We start from the raw sequence: 17,357 nt of genomic DNA, 5'->3' as shown, positions 1-17,357 counted from the left end.
TTAGATTCTGTTTTCAAAAGGTACTTTATCATAAATACCTGTGAAAAACTGTTGCAAACATAAGGAGTTAATGAAGAAATACCAATGAAGAATCGTACAAAAGCATGGAAAATACCGTCTTTTGCACGGAAATCCATGCAATAAATCCATTTTTTAATTAAGAAAGAGTGCTTAGAGGACATTTTATTCCTATTTCATTGCATGGAGAATAACAGTAGCACATCGGTCTAAGATCAGGTATATTCATACTCAATTTACATTGGATTCCGCAAGTCAGCTAAAAAATGGTAGAGTTGTCAGACACGAAAATGCATTTAACATAAACTCGTGCTTGCGAAGGATTATTGATGAATACGAGGAATATACCTTTGCATTATATTTTACGATAGAGAGAAAGAGATTGGTCGACTTCTAGAAATCGGACAAGCATTACGAAACAATGCGCAACTAACCGCTGGTTACCGGACATAGGCATATAGGTAAAACACAGTTGATACTTAAAGCCACAGAGTCGGTAGAAAAACCTGCTCTCTACTTTTTTTGTTACTCGAAAAGCGGAGAGCTTTCTATGTCAAGATTTCCAGCAAAAAATAACAAAAAAACTCAGTATTCCTATCATGGGTGAAATATACGCCGAAGGATCTGCTCGCCCTATATAGCTTCACGGGCGGTGTGGCAAAGTACGTCCAGCAATTTATGGATGCCGGATCTACTACCTACAAAAAGATGCTTTCGCAGATGGTTCAAGAGGACTCTACATTTCTCAATAAAGGACGGAACATATTGATTGAGGAGTTCGGAACAGAATACGCCACCTACTTTTCGCCATTCTTATTGTCACTTGTCACCTTTCCAAGATAACCAATTCATTATCAACATAAAGAGGGTGACAATAACCGGTGATAATAAAGGTGACAATAAAAAGTTTCAACTTTCTATTGTCACCTTCACCACACCCTCTTTATAGCTTAACCACCCGATACACCGTCCCTTTCTTCGTATGTTTGCAAGGTATCCCTTCTTTCTGAAGCAGCCTTCCGAAATGGTATGCCTTGCCGGAAGATAAAGCAATAGTCGTTCTTTTTTGCAGATAATCCAGTATTTCTACCGGAGACAGGAATTCCCCTTCCTTATCATCCCCGGCAACTTTGAAGTAGCGATAAAACAACTGGATAGCCGGCGGAGTCTGTTCAAACTCCCGATTCCCTTGTGTCAGGATAGCCTCATCCTTATCGTCAAACCAATATCGCTCTCCATGATAAATCTCGTACATAGCCTGTGCATACAACTGCTCATAATCTATCGGGCGAGCCGTATCAATCGTACCCGTCACCTCAACACACATAAAACGACGGCTGCCGGAGGGATCAGTCAACAGATCCTTCTGATTGCTGGTCGCTATGAACGAAGCATAACGCTGCAACTCCTGTATCGAATTGCCATACGGTTTGCGAAGATTGACGACCGGCTTTTGCAGGATATGCTTCAAGAAGCCCTGCTGCGTCAAAGTAATCTGATCAAATTCATCAATATTGATCAGCGCAAAACGATTCAGATACATTTCCGCATCCCGCTTCCGGTCGAAGTCAATACTGTCGGTATAATATCCGCGAAGCCCCGGCGGTATCAGATCCCGGCAAAAGGTAGACTTGCGTGTTCCCTGTGCACCTACCAGCAAAGGGGAAGTACTGTTCGCATGCTGCCGATCATACCCACGCCAATGAGCTACCATGTTGAGGAACCAGCGATGGAAAAGCATCGTCCAATGCGGATTAGCACATGGCACACGGTCTGCCAGTTCCGTAATGCGGTCTTTTTTGTCCCAATTAGGAAGATGAAAAATAAATTCTTCCAATGGATTATAAACAGATACACGGTTTGAATGCAGATAACGGTCCACATCCCGGTCCCACACCGCAATACCCTCACTTTGCGCATCCAGCAGAATACTATTCTGCGCCCGTTTATCCAACGGACGGAAACGAAAATAGAATGAGCATCGTTCCCGGTATTCCACTTCACCTATCTGTGTATTATAGCGGAATTCATAACGCCGGTTCATGAACTCCTCTGTCTGCATATTGAGATATTGCTCTTTTGTCAGCCCGTTTTTCTTGCCGAAGCCTTTGCATTCCTGATACACATTGCCTATCATCTCGCGAACCAGCACAGACTGCTTCGAATGATAATATCGGTGAATAGTCCTCCTCACCACTTCCTCTTCCGGAATGCCGGAAAGGAAACAATTTTCCGCCAACCGGACTACCAGGGGCTGCAGATCATCATTCCGCCTCCACCCCTCTTCCATCGACTGAAAAGTCTTTCGCAAGGCAGCCTCATACATCAATGCCAACGCATCTTCCGTATCATATCCCGGAACGGCACGATTCAATGGAGACTTTTCCGGGGTCAGCTTCTCCTGATAATTCATTTCTTTCGGCATCCCGAAGGGCTGAGAAAGATAAAACGGCACGGAATTTTCACGATAGAAAGGTTCAGGATCATGACTCAGCCGTGAATATTGCTCCAAAACCGGCTCTTTCAACTGAATATCAAAGGGGATTTGCGGCTGATAACATTTCACCGCCAAACGATACGCATGTGCCTGAAAAATTTCAGCTTCTTCCTGCGTCTGCGGTAACGTACCGTCCGGACGAGTAAAAAGAGTCCATATCTTCACGGAATTTCCACTTGATCCCATATATGCAAACATAGTCTGCGGCAATTCAGCCGCTTTCTTCTTGACCATCTCCACTTCTACTTTTCCCGCCAACGGACCTACAGTCAGTTCCACGATGCCATTATATACTTTCATCCGCTTCACGCCATTCACACGTCCGAAAACGGCAGCAGGTATTACTTTGGGAAGTTTCCCGGCAAAACTGCAAGATTCTCCGGGTAAAACAAAATGCAGGGCTTGGCGCAATCCGGTCACCGGACGGGTCTTAATCTCTGTTTTTATCTTCTCTATCAACAAGTTAAAATCTAATACACTTAATGCTTCGACTCCATCTTTCTCCCTGATTTGTGTTATCTTCATTACTTTTCTTAAATATTTATGTATATCCCTCAAAGGTAGGCATAAAACAGACAGCAAACAACCTTTCTATTCATTATTATTACAGATTATTTATCCGCCTTTCCATTCTTTCGGAAGCTCCTTGAATTAATAGTAAATAAAACGTTCATTAAGTTGTTTAGAAGCTTAGATTAATGTATCTTTGTAGTGATAAGAAATCGTTTTACGTACATGGTCCCATCGGTCCACGTATGTGAACTATTGGGTTCACGTACATAGTCCGAACGGTTCACGTACGTGGAACGAAAACGTGAAACAGACAAAATATATTAGTCGAGCCTTGTCTACATGTTAAGGTTACTAGTGTTTGTACTAACACACGCGGTATCAATTGAGTAACAATCCTATTAACCAACAAAAAACAAGTGACGCTATGGCAGCAGATTATGACTTTCGGCGAAAACCGAATGAAAAGGGAGACGGAGAAGTACAGCCTCTGTATCCCCGAATTGTATCCAAAGGAACCATTGACAGCAAACGGTTATTTCGTGAAATAGCCGAAGCCTCTTCTTTCACCGAGGGAGATTTGGCAGGTATCATGGTAGCTTTTCAAGAGAAGGTATCCTATTATTTAAGTGAGGGGTATCATGTGAAACTGGGAGAAATCGGATATTTCTCCTCTAGTTTGAAAGCACGTCCGGTGATGGACAAGAAAGAGATCCGTTCGGTCTCTATCTCTTTCGACAACGTAAATTTCAGAGCTACTCCCTGGTTTCGACGACGTAGTTCGGGGACGGTGACCCGTGCCAAATTCGGATTTCAAGAATCATCAAACTTGCCGGAAGAGACACGCCGTTCCCGACTGGAAGCCTTTTTAGCAAAGAATCACTTCATCACTCGCAGAGAATACTCTCAGATTACGGGTTTATTAAAGGGAAAAGCACAACGGGAATTGAATCTTCTGGTAGAAAACGGAGTTCTTAACACTCGCGGATATGGGAACCGGGTGGTGTATTTAAAGCCTAATAATCAGTAGATTAAATCAGTAAAAGATACAATAAGGGTGATAATAGAAAAGAGGTTACTATTCTATTATCACCCTATTATCACCATCTATTGTCACCCGTTTTTCACTGATAATGAACCGGTTAGTTCTACAAAGTGACAAGTGACATTAAAAAGTATCATTAAACTCCAGTGTGTGACGCTCAATAACTTCTACCGAATCGAGCCCAAGCATATAGTCACCTTTGGTCGCCTCAATCATAGCTTTTTGTTCTTTCTGAAAGTAGACAGGGGCATCTTTACGTAAAGGTAAAATCTTTAGTTCCACCTTTTTGCCGACGAGATCTGCCATACGGACCCACATCTCCTTTCCATTCCAGAAGTTATCTGCTACAAGCCTGCCGTCAGCATACACACGGGCCACATCACCCCGATAATTTATACGGAGAAAAAGATTATCATAATTATTTATTCCAGATGTATCATAGTTAATAGTGTATACCGCAGCTTTTGCAAAGTCCTCTTCTACAGGTTGCGCAGCCACTGCCTGACGACCCATGGGGACAACACGGGGAGCATCCGCTTTTTTCACTTCCGTGACTGTGGCGGCAATGACAGGAGACTTTGTCCATACCTCCTCCACGATGCATGAATCACTCTTATACAGAATACCGCCATTCTTGGCATAAAGCAGTTTACCGTCAATTTTATAGGCAGTCTTTGCCTTTTCGTATGAGAGCACACAGACATTGAGCTTGCCCGCCTTCTGCTGCTTGTTAAGTTTACAAGTATAGACCTTGCCGTCAACGCAGATTTGAGGCTTTTTACCCCTGATTTCGATGAAATAGATAAGGTCATCCACTTTGCAGAACGGTTCTACAGTAGTCCAGTCAATGGTTGCACCCCCAGTCCGATAGTCTTTAAAAGTAACATGGGACGTCCCGCTCTCATTCTTGATACGCACATAGTCATTATAGAATTCGAAAGCACCCCGGCGGGCATAATGCCTGCTTAATGAGTCAACATTCATCTGCAAGAGTTCACTGCCCCAGTCTGTCAACATCTGATGGATAAAACGTCCTTCATGAAAGGGAGTCTCGAATACTTGTCCCACTTCGCCAAGAGGAGCCTGAAAATCATAGGTCATATGAGGCAGGTCATTATGATTAGTACCCGGAGAGGCTTGCGTTTCTCCCATAGTGTGAAGAGGATTGTATGGATTGGTGCCACCGTGATACATATAGTATCCCGGAAGATTGGAGCCACTACCCAGCTTGCATATAACCAGCGGTTTAAGCTCCTTTCCATTGATATTTATCCGACGATGATACGCCGGCATCATACCACCGCCCAACTCACAAGTAAAATAGGGATATGACAATTTTGAACTGAGAGAGGGGGAATCTTCCGACAATTCCTCTTTAGAGAATGTCTCTGTGGCAATAGCACTACTCATGCGTTTGTCTCTCATAATGAAAGCATCGGCATAACTGCCCGGCATATCCTCCAGTTTCCGGTCCCAGAATCCGTCGGCATAGTCACCATAAAGCGGCAACAGCTGCCCGAAAACCTCTTTTCCCCGAAGTGCAGGCCAACCGGTACGTGTATAGAACGGGACATCAAATCCCGCCTTCACAGCAATATTTTTCAATGCCTCCAGATAATCCCAAGGACCGCGACTTTCGTTCTCGATCTGCACTCCGACCACAGGACCGCCATCTTTCCACAAAAGTCCGTTAACCTGAGCAAAAATAGTATTATAAAGCTCCGTACAATCTTCAAGGAATCCGGGAGTACGGGCACGTATCTTATACTTAGGATTCTGCCCGGCTTTCTCATGTACCCATGAAGGAATTCCGCCTTGATACACTTCCCCATGACAGAAAGGACCAAGACGCAACACCAGCATCACATTTTCTTCTGCACAGATCCGGACGAAGCGGCGCAGATTATGATTGCCGCTCCAGTTCCATTTTCCCTCTTCCGGTTCATGGTGAATCCAGAAGATATATGTAGAAATGATATTGATACCACCGGCCTTCATTTTACGGATTTCACGGCGCCATTCCGACTCCGGCACGCGGGAATAATGAATCTCGCCCATGACGGGAATGATATGCTTGCCGTCAAGGATAAGCCCCTTGCTATCCACCAGAAGAGTTTTGCCTTCGGGTGTTGCAGATGTCCCAAACCGGAAAGTACCTTGCGCTGAAACCATTGACAACGACAGTACAAACATCAATAAAAATGTGATCTTCTTTTTCATGGTAATCTTTCAATTGTTAGTCTTTCAATTATTCAACGACCTTCCGATTCAAACGGAAAGTAGAGAGAACTTTCTTGCCGGAATAAACAGTCACAAGGAAGTTATAGTCCTCACCTTTTTCAAAATCAGCCTTTGTCGCAAAGCGGATGTCAGCTTTTTCATAGGGTTTCAAGGCAGGTACGGCAGCAGAAGCCACTTTGACCATTTTGCCTTCTTTCTTATACTCTATCTTGACCGAAGCCTTTTGTGAGCTAACTTGTCCGAAGTTCTGTACTTCAATATTCCCGTTCCAGCCTTTTTGCGATTCAGAGAATACAGGGGCACGCGCAGAAAGAATCGGTTCCACATAATCAACATACGGCAAACGCGCATATCCGTAAAGCATCTTTCCGTTTTTATATCTGCCTATCAATTTAGGAGCAAATTCTTTCTCTGTAATCCCATTTCCTTTTCCATCGAAGGTAATGATCAGGTCATTTCCGTCATTCTCTGTTTTCAATACCTTACTTCCTCTGCCATAATTCACCTCTTCGGAAGCGCCAAAACGCAAAGAGCTGATATCCATATCGGTTTGTGGATGAAAACCTTCTTCTGCCTGTACTTTCAGCCGGATAGTCTTCGTTCCGGCGGTAATGGGCTTATCATTCAACACTGTCAGCAATAGTCCCGGATTCAATGGAATACTAATATTCTTTGAACTGTGATTATCAAATGGCTTATCTTCATGTTTCAAAGTATCAATGACCGCAAAATTAGCCTGAATAGCACGGCCATACTTATCTTGATACATTTTCAGACGTTCATACTTGAACCAGCCTTCAGAATGTCCGTCCTCGTGTACGGCAACTCCCGGCATGTAGGCCTCTCCCGGATCAGTTACCCAATTGACTCCGTCCTTTGAACGAAGATAAAAGGCAATACGGCCCAACCAGTCATTGACAATCAGATGATACTGGATATGATCGCGCCAGATGACAGGGTCTTCAAACCGTCCTTTCACATCCGGATAAACACGACGGTCTGTCAACTGGTTATATTCGGACAAACCATCCCGGCTGATCCAGATTCCACCGCCACGACAGACCATTACATATGAACTGTCTTCCCGTTGGGCAAACGAAAGGTTGGACAATCCTTCTATGATTCTACGATCGCGCGCATTGAAGTCGAATTTTCCATATTCCCATTTTCCGTTGATATCATCTGCAACATAACGGCCGTCTATGACATACAAAACATATCGGCCGTCTTTTGCCTGAAACATCTCCGGATTATGCCCTTTTCCGATGATATTAACCAGTTTGAACGGACCGGTCAGATTATCACTCACGGTATTGAACACCCATGAATTTCTCCACTCCATATGTCCTTTAGGAGAGGCTTCCAGCCATCCGCAAACCATCAGATGATATTTACCGTCTTCTCCTTTCCGGATATTTCCACCCCAATAGGACCAGATACGGTCTTCAATACCATTATCAACATAACGCGGACGCACATCGGAGGTTCCCCACGTGTCGGATGACAGTTGATTGCCTTTCATCGGCAAAAAACGATCCATAAACCGGGCACCTTTCACCAGTTGACTCCACTCCTTGGGACGTTCGCGTTCTGTTACTTGAGAGAAAGTGGATTTACTCACAAGTAGCAACATTACCATTAATACTAATTTAAGATTTTTTCCGTACATGTTTTTCTTCTGTTAGTTAGTTTGATAGTTCGTTTGATTAATACTATTAGTATTACGACAAAAGTAAATCAATCCCTCATTAGTGAATGATAACAAACAGGGAAAAAGGCACGTAATGCTTTACGTAAATAATACGAACATTCCCAAAATCCTAATAGCCCAACCAAACGGTTGATACCAACAACTGAATGCAAAATACTCTTTTATTCATCATAGTAAATAACACTATTTTCTTCCAAACTAATATTGGAGCAGAAAATTCTCGGCAACTTTTAGAAAACGGTCATGTCCTTTACTGTTCAGATGCGCTGTATCAGTATTATTCTTGCTTTTCTGGAAATAGATTCTTCTGAAAGTATCATTATCGGCATAGATGCTTCCTTTTCTTGCGCAATCAAAAATAGGAATACTATAATTGCCGCAGACTTCAATCATCGCATCCACTACTTTTTCCGAGTCACTTCCTTTAAAGTTTTTGCAGTTCCAGCGGGTAAAGAAAAAGATTTTCGCTGTCGGATATTTCTCGACTAAGCCTTTGCACAGAATTTCCATTTTATCCTTGAAGTTATCAATACCTCCGATAGAGTCCAGTTTAAATGCATCATTATGTCCGCCAATGACAATGACATAATCGAGGCTATCCGTCATCTCCGCATATCGCAGAAACATCGCTTTTCCCCATCGCGGGCTGGAATAAGCTATGCTATTCCCATTCTTTCCATAATTAAAATATTCCATACCGTGCTTCTTTGCAAACTTATAATGCCATGTGTTCTCAAACGGCTCTTTATGATTTCTCACATAGCTGTCACCTATTACTCCGATCCGCTTGCCGTTAAGTTCGTCAGCAAGTGCTATACCAGTCTGTGCTTTCCCATCCAAAACGGACAACGCACAAACGATTAACAATAAAAAGATTTTTAAATGTGTCATCACTTTATGTATTTTTCATTTGCTAGCAAAGATAAGGGCAGTTGTAATGTCAGTACATGTAAATTCATACGTTTTCCATTAAATTCATACACTTTTCATGCTTTAATCCGGTTTTTACGCCCCAATTCTCCAATAAATGGACGATTTTCCATCTTTCTATACTTATTTGCCATTGGACCATACTATGACTTTACATATCTTTGCCAACAGAGTGTTCTATTCTATTTCCAGGCAGAAGATGCCAAAGGACATGAAATCATCGTATCTGTCCGTTCATTAAAAGACGGGAAAACCGTATATACCTCCAACGGACAAACAACAATCACTCATTCAATCAGTAACTCCGATAAGGAGCAGATGATTAGCGGTGAATGGGCAAGCATCATTCCCTGGTCTACAGAGAATCCCAATCTGTATGTAGCCAAATTGGAATTAAAGAATCCCGAAGGTAAAATCGTACAAACCAGAGAAACACGCATTGGTTTCCGTACCGTAGAGTTCTTTCCCCAGGACGGCGTATATTTGAACGGTACCAAACTAGTGGTCAAAGGAATCAACCGCCACTCATTTTCTGTAGACGGAGGGCGTACCACCAGTGCTGCATTAAGCCGAATGGATGCCCTGCTCATCAAAGAAATGAATATGAATGCAGTACGTTCGCACTACCCGCCCGACGAGCACTTTCTTGATATGTGCGACTCACTGGGACTTGTCTACATGGATGAACTGGCAGGCTGGCAAAACGGTTACGACTCTAAAGTCGGAGCAAAACTCGTAAAGGAGATGATTGAACGGGACGTTAACCACCCCTGCATCATTCTCTGGAGTAACGGAAACGAAGGAGGCTGGAATACACAAACCGATCCTTTGTTTGCTCAATATGACAGACTACAAAAACGACATATGGTACATCCCTGGGCCGACTTTAACGACTTGGATACGCATCACTATCCTACTTATCTGACAGGGGTAGCACGTTTCACCAATGGTTATAAAGTATTCATGCCGACCGAATTTATGCACGCCATGTACGATCAGGGAGGAGGAGCCGGCCTGCGCGACTTTTGGGATCGCTGGTGTACCAATCCCTTGTTTGCAGGAGGGTTCATATGGGTATATTGCGATGAGGCTCCCAAACGCAGTGATAAAGGGGGAATACTCGACTCTGACAAGTCCAATGCACCCGACGGAGTAGTAGGACCACGTCGAGAGAAAGAAGGAAGCTATTATGCCATCCGTGCACAATGGTCGCCTATCCAGTTGAAGCCTCTTCTCATTACTAACCACTTCGACGGCAGTTTCCTCTTGACCAATGAATATACTTTTACCAATCTGAAAGATTGTCGTATGACTTATAAGGTTTTATCATGCGGCACTCCTCTCCAAGGAAACGCAGAAGCAGGAAAGGTGATCGCCGAAGGAAAAGTGCAACTTCCATCCATCAATCCGGGAGAAACAGGTACTGCCCGTTTTGAACTGCCCGATTCATTCCGGGAAGGGGATGTGCTCGAACTGGAGGCCTTTGATAGAGAAGGAAAAAGTATCTGTAACTGGACTTATCCGATTCATCTGGCAAAACAATATTTTGAACGTAACCTGGCGCAAACGACACTCACCCCTGCTCCTCAAAAAGCAGAAGCCCGACAAACATCTGACGCCATCGAACTAAAGAGCAGCAAAGTCAGCATAACCTTCGATGCGGCAACCGGTATGATCCGTCACATTAAATCCGGTGAGACTGAGGTTCCATTCAAGGATGGTCCGGTAGCAATAGGTATGAAGATGCGATATGAACCTTCGCTCAGCTATACTCGTCATTCCTCCGACGGCGCCATTTATTGTGCCAAATATAAAGGTGCGGCAGATTCCATTGTATGGCGTCTGACAAACGAAGGCTTGCTTTATATGGATGCTATTTTATTAAATCGCGGTTCCGGTGGCGGTGGCTTCGACGATGCTTTCATGGATGCACAGGTTTTCAATCTCGGACTTAGCTTCTCTTATCCGGAACAAAGCTGTTCGGGTATGAAATGGATGGGACGCGGGCCATACAGGGTATGGAAAAACCGAATCCCAGGAACGAACTACGGTATCTGGCACAAAGATTATAACAACACCATTACCGGAGAAAGTTTTGAGAATCTGATATATCCTGAGTTCAAGGGTTACCATGCCAACCTCTATTGTGAAAGGACTTCATTTACCGTCTATTCGCGTAATGACGGTACTTTCTTCCGGGTATTCACTCCCGAAGAACCGACAGGACGGATAAAAGATACCATGCCTGCATTCCCAGAAGGTGATCTTTCATTCTTGCTCGATATTCCGGCTATCTGTTCGTTCAAGCCGATCGAGCAACAAGGTCCTAACGGTCAATCGGGAAATGTCCGAATCAAATCGGGAGATGAAGGACTACATCTGAATCTGATGTTTGACTTCCGATAAACAATTAATGTACGCTATATATAGCTGACAAAAAATTGTAATATAAATTCCCCGAATCAAGTTTCAAAAATTACCTAATTAATGAAGAAACTTAATTCGGGGAATTTATATTCTCTATTTACTTTTAATCTTTCCGTGAATTAGTTACATTCTTTTCTACCACATTCTCAACATTACTTACTTTCTTCACAAACTTCTTAACCGAACCAACCTTTACATCCTTTATCCGCACATTCTTCACAGGAAGTTCAGCGTTTCCTTTCAGTTCATATACCGCGTCTGCCGATTCGCAAGTTACTTTATCCATATAGATGCCATCGATACGAGTGATTCGCTTTTCATAAGTCGGGACCAAGTCCTTCCACTGATAAAGTACCTCTGTATCTATTTCAAGTACCCGTTGGGCTGTTCCGGATGCTACATTTTTCATATAGATATTCTCTATAAATCCTCCCCTGCGATGATTCGTTTTCACGAAGAAAAGACGCATCACTGAATTAGGTGCTGTACAGTCATGCATATAGATATTCCGTATACCACCGGAGATCTCACTGCCGATGCCTAGTAAGGTATGTCCTTTCAATATCTGACAATGACGGATCACGATATTCTCACAAGGTGTATTTAGGCGCCATGCGTCCTGATTACGACCGGCTTTGATTACAACAGCATCATCTCCCTGATCAAAAGAACAGTCTTCGACCAGAAAGTTACGACTCATTTCAAAGTCAATACCATCATTATTGTGTCCATGTGCCCGCACATCCAAATTACGGACGATACCTCCGTCACACATATAAAGGTGAATAGTCCAAAACGGACTCTCACGTATTTTAAATCCATCCAGCATCACATTCTTACAGCGATTGAAATGTATCAGATGCGGACGCAAATGATTTTCGCCGGCAGCCATCTGACGTTCTATAACAGGTACATTAGTTGAAGCTTTGGTATATAATTCCTTTAGTGCCTCCAGATGAGGTTTAGGACGTTTGAACCATACTTTCCATGTACTCATCTCCGGCTGTAATGTCCCTTTCCCGCTGATTGCCACATTTTCACAGTCAAATGCATACAGTAGCGGTGAGTAGTTATAACATTCCAACCCTTCCCATGAAGTCATCACTGCCGGAAGATAATCTTCCGGGTTATCTGTAAAATTCAATACGGCATTTTCTTCTAAATAGAGGTTTACATTACTTTTAAAATGTACAGGTCCCGTCAACCAAGTGCCTGCCGGAACAATCACACGACCGCCACCTGCGTTATTACATGCGTCAATAGCATCAGCAATCGCTTTTGTATTATTCACCTCTCCGCCCGATACTGCTCCAAAATCCGTTATCTTAAAATCCCGATCCGGATAAATAAAAACTTTAATCGGTTGCATCGGAAAAGGAGCTTTTACTTTAACTGTTTTATAATTATCCCCCGCCATAACAGTGGTTACAGACAACAGCCCCAAGCACATGCTTATCATCCATTTTAAGAAGTTCTGTTTCATCATAATATCGTTTTAATCTCTACATTACTGGTTTATCTTCACATTATTCATTGTGAACGATTCAATTATACTCTGATCCACTTTCCCTTTCTTAGTCCGTATTGTCAGATTCTCAAAACAGAAATCGGACAATTTATATTGGTCGGACTTCTTAACATCAAAAAACACGTAACAATCAATATCTATATTGCGCATCGTAATGTGATTAGAATAAGAAAGAGGTATATCTTTACGGTCTTTCAAGTCATAGAATTGTGTCCAAGGTGCAATAGCTAAAAAGCTACGGACATTTCCCTTGATGTCCTCCACTAATATATATTCGTTCTTTTGTGGAGTGTCCGGACGCATTTTGAGACGCAACAGGCAATTAGGACTATTCATCATCGACCGACGAAATATGATATTCCTGTTATAGATCGATTCACTGCCGCATGTCAAAGCACTATGGCAGAATCCATAATCACAATCTTCAATAATGATATCGAAGTTTCCTCCATTATCCGGATCTTTATCCGCCCAAGGTCCCTTTCCGCCTTTCAGCGCAATAGCATCATCACAGACAGATATATAGCAATTCTTAACCAGCACATTGTTGCATATATCAAGGTCGATAGCATCCGTACTGGGAGCTTTTACGGGAGCGTGAGGAGATGTGATACGAAGATTTGTCAACTTCAGATAGCTGCATTTATAAAAATGACTAGTCCAGAAAGGAGAATCGGCTATTTTGATTCCGTCAATCCGCACATTTGTGCAGTTGGATAAATAGATGATGCGGGGACGCAACTCATCCATATTCGTGCAATCCGGATTCACAGAACGACGCAACCAGAATGATTTCCAATACCGAAGTCCGTTACCATTCAACATTCCTTTACCCGAAATAGTGAAACCGTCCATACCGTCCGCATTAACCAAAGCAGCAAAGTATTTCAGTGTCTGCCCTTCCATGCGTGTCGGTAATATCGAGAAGTTACTAATATCATCACTTCCTTTCAAAACAGCTCCTTCCTCCAGATACAAGTGAGTGTCGGGTTTAAAAAACAGAGAACCACTCAAATAAGTACCTTGTGGGATTACCACCACGCCTCCCCCATTTTCCGCAGCCAGATCAATCACTGCCTGAATTTTCTCCGTTTGCAGTAGCGTACTGTCATTTATTACCTCATAATCCGTAATTCGGTATTTTGTTCCGAGAGTATTCATATCTACTTGTTCATTTTTTCTGAACCAGTCCGGTATTAACTTACCGTCAGGAAACCTTTCCTGACCAAAAACCTGTAAGCAACTGCAAACTACCAACGCTATAATTATCAATCTCATCATCTATTCTTTACTTTTTTTCCTTTAAAAACTATACCTGAACCAACATATTATAATGAAAATACCAATACCCCTGCTGTCGGAATCTCTTTCGTCCCTATCAAAACCTTACTTCCTTCAGGTAAGTTGAATGTATAAGGACGATCAGCATAATTCAACACTATCCCCAGACCATTCCGGTATTCCACCGTAACTCCATAAGGCAAATCCATCACGGGAATACTCAGTTGTGCATATAATTTTTTCAAGATATCTTTTTCCAATGCACCATTATGGCTGTCCACTCCGACATATGTCACCGTGCCTTTGCCCAGCTTGCGGAACGTGACGGCAGGACCACCTTCATAGAATTCATTGGCATACGTTGCCCAGACCTGCGAATCTGATGTGGGAATCAATATTTCTCCCCATGTATTCCACGCATATTGCTTTCCATTCATGACAACAGTACCCGGATCTTCCGGTAACAGCAGATCATAAAAGTTCATTTCATTTCCCGTCAGAGGAGTAATCATAGAACCGAAAGGAGCTTCCGGCAAACGGCCATAACGGTCTTTCTGTGCTGTACGGCAGGTCAATACAAGATTACCGCCATTCTTCACGTAGGCAATCCATTTATTTACTAATTCTTTATCAGCCAGTTGGTAAGCAGGAGCTATCACCACAGGATATTCTGTCAGGTCCTTCTGTTCGGAGACAAAATCAACAGGTGCACCAAATGACTTTAAAGTCCGGTAATATTTCTCGATATGTGCAAAAGTATCCCATGTGCGGTTCTGTTTCTGCCGTTCGATGCTCCAGGAGTTTTCGGGATTGAAAAGAATGGCGGTACGACGGGCCAGATAATCGGCAGGTTTCGTTTCGCGGGGAGCATAATGTTTACGGAGTTCCCGGATCTCTTTTATAAAGGTTTCATATTCTCTTCCACCGGGAGTAACCGTTATGCCGTCCGTTCCCACTATTCCATAATGATACTGCTCCGTGCCGTATAAAGGTTGCCGATAACGATATGTACAGATAAAATCGCTTCCACCGGCAAATACGCTCCACATCCACAGACGGACAGCTCCCGGAAGTGGTTGCGGATTAATACTGCCCCAGTTTACTTGCCCCGGTTGTAGCTCCATCACACCGTATGTACCCTGTATAGGACGGAAGAAGTCATTCGCCCATGCAATACGCAACGGATTCCCTACCCGATAACCGCGACGGCCGATGCCTTCGTTATCGCCATACACCATATAGCGTGTATAGCTCTGGAAGTCGAGTGCGGGACTGCCACCGATATGACCTTCGTCATAATTGGGGATATAATTGGTAGTTATCCATTGATTCTTCGCATATTTCCTGATCAGCAGGCATTGTTCATTCAGGAAATCATTGGTCTCCTTTGCGGCAAAACGACGGTAATCCAGAATCTGATGATGATTCATAAACATCTGGACACGCTTAGGGAGGGTTATCTCATCAAAAGACGAATAAGCTTCGCTCCAGAAAGCGGTTCCCCATGCGTCATTCAGCAACTGAATGTCGTTATTGTATTTTGTACGGAGATAATCACGGAAAGCCAGTTCCGCTTTCGGATTATAATCAAACTGTACGGCAGGTTCATTGTCGAGCTGCCATCCGACAATACGGGAATCATTGCCATAATGCTGTGCCAGTTTCTCGATCATCTTATACGATAATTCCCGATAGAGCGGCGAAGCAAATGAGGCATGCTGACGGGCACCATGATCAAGAATCGTACCGTCTTCATTCTTCAACAGGATTTCGGGATACTTCCGGCTCATCCACACCGGGGGCGTGGCAGTCGAAGTACACATGATGACTTTCAGATCATATTTGGCGGCAAGAGCTACTGCTTTATCCAGCCAGGCAAAATCATAGCGTCCCTCTTCCGGTTCCAGCTGCGCCCATGCAAACTCCGCAAAGTGCGTAAACTCAAATCCCAGTTCGTGCATCTTCTTGAAATCACGCTCCCACTGACTTTCATCCCAGTGTTCGGGATAATAGTAAACTCCTGTCAATGTCAGGTCCTTATCGCTGAACCAGGAAGAAGTTTGTGCCTTTACAGATTGATGCTTCCGGTCATTTATCAGAGACTCTACGACGGAAGCATCCACCGCAAAGGCAGTCCCGTGGCGGATTCCCCTCGGAAACGAAACCTGATCGGATACATCTTCCCACGTTTCACCATGATCCAGCGAACGGACAGCTCCGTAACGATGGTCACGATACTTATCAAAATACACATAAAGCGCATCACCCACAAAAAGAGGTGCCGGTCCTTCTGCCCAATATTTTCCCGTAATCGGGGCGGATACCTTCGTCGGAAAACCTTTGGCAATATCCTTCGTGCGTGTCACACGCAGGTTTTTCTCCGGAGGATTGGAGTTCTCGTTCTTGACGACCATGATCAGATCTCCCTGTGTCGGATCTTTCACGATAGCCGCATCGATCACACTGAAATCGGGATTGAAAAACATCTTCGTCTTTGAGAAAGTACGGAAATCCTTCGTTGTGACATAATACATACGATGGTTCAGTCCTTTTTCGCTTTCGCTGGTAGGCACTTCCTTGTGACGTCCGGGGATGGTAGTCGCCCAAAAGATGTAATATGTTTCCGAAGGCTCGTCATAAAAGAGTTCCGGCGCCCAACAATTATGCGCTTCCGGCTCGTGCATCATCACGGGTATAGCCTGTTGCTCACTCCAGTGAATCAAGTCACGGGAAGAAGCATATCCGATAATCCGGTCCGTCCAACTGGAAGTCCAGACCATGTGAAATGTTCCGTCGGGAGACTGGCATATACTAGGATCACGCATTAATTTATCTTTACCTACAGCCGGAGTCAGGAAAGAACGTCCACCGTTCAAAGGAGTCCAGTTCAGCCCATCATAACTGTAGGCAAGATGCAGACCGTCCTTGCTGTCATTAATGAAATAAGAAAAGAGATAAGCAGTCTCACCTGCAAAGATTGTCATTACCGACCAAAGAGTTAAAGCCATCCAGGCAAATACTTTTTTCATGGTTCACTTTAAGATTAAAAAGTTTACTTCGCAAAGATATGGCATCCTGCAAAATTTCAGAAATGAATGATGATGGATATATTGTCATATTCATGTAGTTTCGTACACCAACCGCCATAAAAGCCGTTTTTGATACAATA

10 protein-coding genes and 1 pseudogene are annotated in these 17,357 nt (G+C 43.5%); 4 read left to right on the top strand and 7 right to left on the bottom strand.

The window, feature by feature from the left end:
- Positions 1–205: 205 nt before the first annotated feature.
- Positions 206–382 (top strand): annotated as a pseudogene (locus ACHLI0_RS19175) (tyrosine-type recombinase/integrase); the annotation flags it as partial.
- A gap of 239 nt (positions 383–621) precedes the next feature.
- A complete protein-coding gene (locus ACHLI0_RS19170) occupies positions 622–861 on the top strand; it encodes a hypothetical protein (RefSeq protein WP_490749853.1) in 240 nt (79 codons plus the stop codon).
- Between the two features lie 100 nt (positions 862–961).
- On the opposite strand, the gene ACHLI0_RS19165 is transcribed toward ACHLI0_RS19170, so the two are convergent.
- On the bottom strand, positions 962–3,040 hold the full coding sequence (locus ACHLI0_RS19165; protein ID WP_490749852.1) for a BT4734/BF3469 family protein: 2,079 nt from the start codon (positions 3,038–3,040) through the stop codon (positions 962–964).
- A 412-nt stretch (positions 3,041–3,452) separates the two neighbouring features.
- On the opposite strand from ACHLI0_RS19165, the gene ACHLI0_RS19160 reads away from it, so the two are divergent.
- Positions 3,453–4,055, top strand: coding sequence for an HU family DNA-binding protein (locus tag ACHLI0_RS19160; protein ID WP_143919575.1), 603 nt, complete (start codon positions 3,453–3,455; stop codon positions 4,053–4,055).
- 138 nt (positions 4,056–4,193) lie between these two features.
- On the opposite strand, the gene ACHLI0_RS19155 is transcribed toward ACHLI0_RS19160, so the two are convergent.
- From ACHLI0_RS19155 to ACHLI0_RS19145, 3 genes are all read right to left on the bottom strand, one after another.
- On the bottom strand, positions 4,194–6,290 hold the full coding sequence (locus ACHLI0_RS19155; RefSeq protein ID WP_490749851.1) for an exo-beta-1,4-galactosidase: 2,097 nt from the start codon (positions 6,288–6,290) through the stop codon (positions 4,194–4,196).
- Positions 6,291–6,318: 28 nt separating this feature from the next.
- Positions 6,319–7,980 carry a glycoside hydrolase family protein gene (locus ACHLI0_RS19150; RefSeq protein ID WP_490749850.1) on the bottom strand — a complete coding sequence of 554 codons (1,662 nt, stop codon included), beginning with the start codon at positions 7,978–7,980 and terminating at the stop codon, positions 6,319–6,321.
- A gap of 240 nt (positions 7,981–8,220) precedes the next feature.
- Positions 8,221–8,913: an SGNH/GDSL hydrolase family protein gene (locus ACHLI0_RS19145; RefSeq protein WP_490749849.1), complete on the bottom strand. Its 693-nt coding sequence runs from the start codon at positions 8,911–8,913 to the stop codon at positions 8,221–8,223.
- Positions 8,914–8,919: 6 nt separating this feature from the next.
- Here ACHLI0_RS19145 and ACHLI0_RS19140 point away from each other — a divergent pair, with 6 nt between their 5' ends.
- Complete coding sequence (locus tag ACHLI0_RS19140; protein ID WP_490749848.1) at positions 8,920–11,358, top strand: glycoside hydrolase family 2 protein; 2,439 nt, start codon at positions 8,920–8,922, stop codon at positions 11,356–11,358.
- A 124-nt stretch (positions 11,359–11,482) separates the two neighbouring features.
- Here the strand turns inward: ACHLI0_RS19140 and ACHLI0_RS19135 are convergent, their stop codons facing one another.
- From ACHLI0_RS19135 to ACHLI0_RS19125, 3 genes are read right to left on the bottom strand one after another with little or no spacing between them, the layout of a single operon-like run.
- On the bottom strand, positions 11,483–12,862 hold the full coding sequence (locus ACHLI0_RS19135) for an alpha-d-galacturonidase (RefSeq protein WP_490750171.1): 1,380 nt from the start codon (positions 12,860–12,862) through the stop codon (positions 11,483–11,485).
- Between the two features lie 24 nt (positions 12,863–12,886).
- Positions 12,887–14,185, bottom strand: a complete 1,299-nt coding sequence (locus ACHLI0_RS19130) for a rhamnogalacturonidase (protein ID WP_490750170.1) — start codon at positions 14,183–14,185, stop codon at positions 12,887–12,889.
- Between the two features lie 50 nt (positions 14,186–14,235).
- A complete protein-coding gene (locus tag ACHLI0_RS19125; RefSeq protein WP_490750169.1) occupies positions 14,236–17,172 on the bottom strand; it encodes a beta-galactosidase in 2,937 nt (978 codons plus the stop codon).
- Positions 17,173–17,357 lie beyond the last annotated feature (185 nt).

This window comes from Bacteroides sp. RCH18 (assembly GCF_058231005.1).
The sequence above is the reverse complement of the archived record's forward strand: the minus strand, read 5'-3'. Positions and strand labels throughout refer to the sequence as shown.

Excerpts from the sequence above, each read along its gene's own strand:
- ACHLI0_RS19145 (WP_490749849.1), bottom strand. The coding sequence starts at position 8,913 with ATGACACATTTAAAAATCTTTTTATTGTTAATCGTTTGTGCGTTGTCC.
- ACHLI0_RS19155 (WP_490749851.1), bottom strand. The coding sequence starts at position 6,290 with ATGAAAAAGAAGATCACATTTTTATTGATGTTTGTACTGTCGTTGTCA.
- ACHLI0_RS19165 (WP_490749852.1), bottom strand. The coding sequence starts at position 3,040 with ATGAAGATAACACAAATCAGGGAGAAAGATGGAGTCGAAGCATTAAGT.
- ACHLI0_RS19130 (WP_490750170.1), bottom strand. The coding sequence starts at position 14,185 with ATGAGATTGATAATTATAGCGTTGGTAGTTTGCAGTTGCTTACAGGTT.
- ACHLI0_RS19150 (WP_490749850.1), bottom strand. The coding sequence starts at position 7,980 with ATGTACGGAAAAAATCTTAAATTAGTATTAATGGTAATGTTGCTACTT.
- ACHLI0_RS19125 (WP_490750169.1), bottom strand. The coding sequence starts at position 17,172 with ATGACAATCTTTGCAGGTGAGACTGCTTATCTCTTTTCTTATTTCATT.
- ACHLI0_RS19160 (WP_143919575.1), top strand. The coding sequence starts at position 3,453 with ATGGCAGCAGATTATGACTTTCGGCGAAAACCGAATGAAAAGGGAGAC.
- ACHLI0_RS19135 (WP_490750171.1), bottom strand. The coding sequence starts at position 12,862 with ATGAAACAGAACTTCTTAAAATGGATGATAAGCATGTGCTTGGGGCTG.
- ACHLI0_RS19140 (WP_490749848.1), top strand. The coding sequence starts at position 8,920 with ATGTATTTTTCATTTGCTAGCAAAGATAAGGGCAGTTGTAATGTCAGT.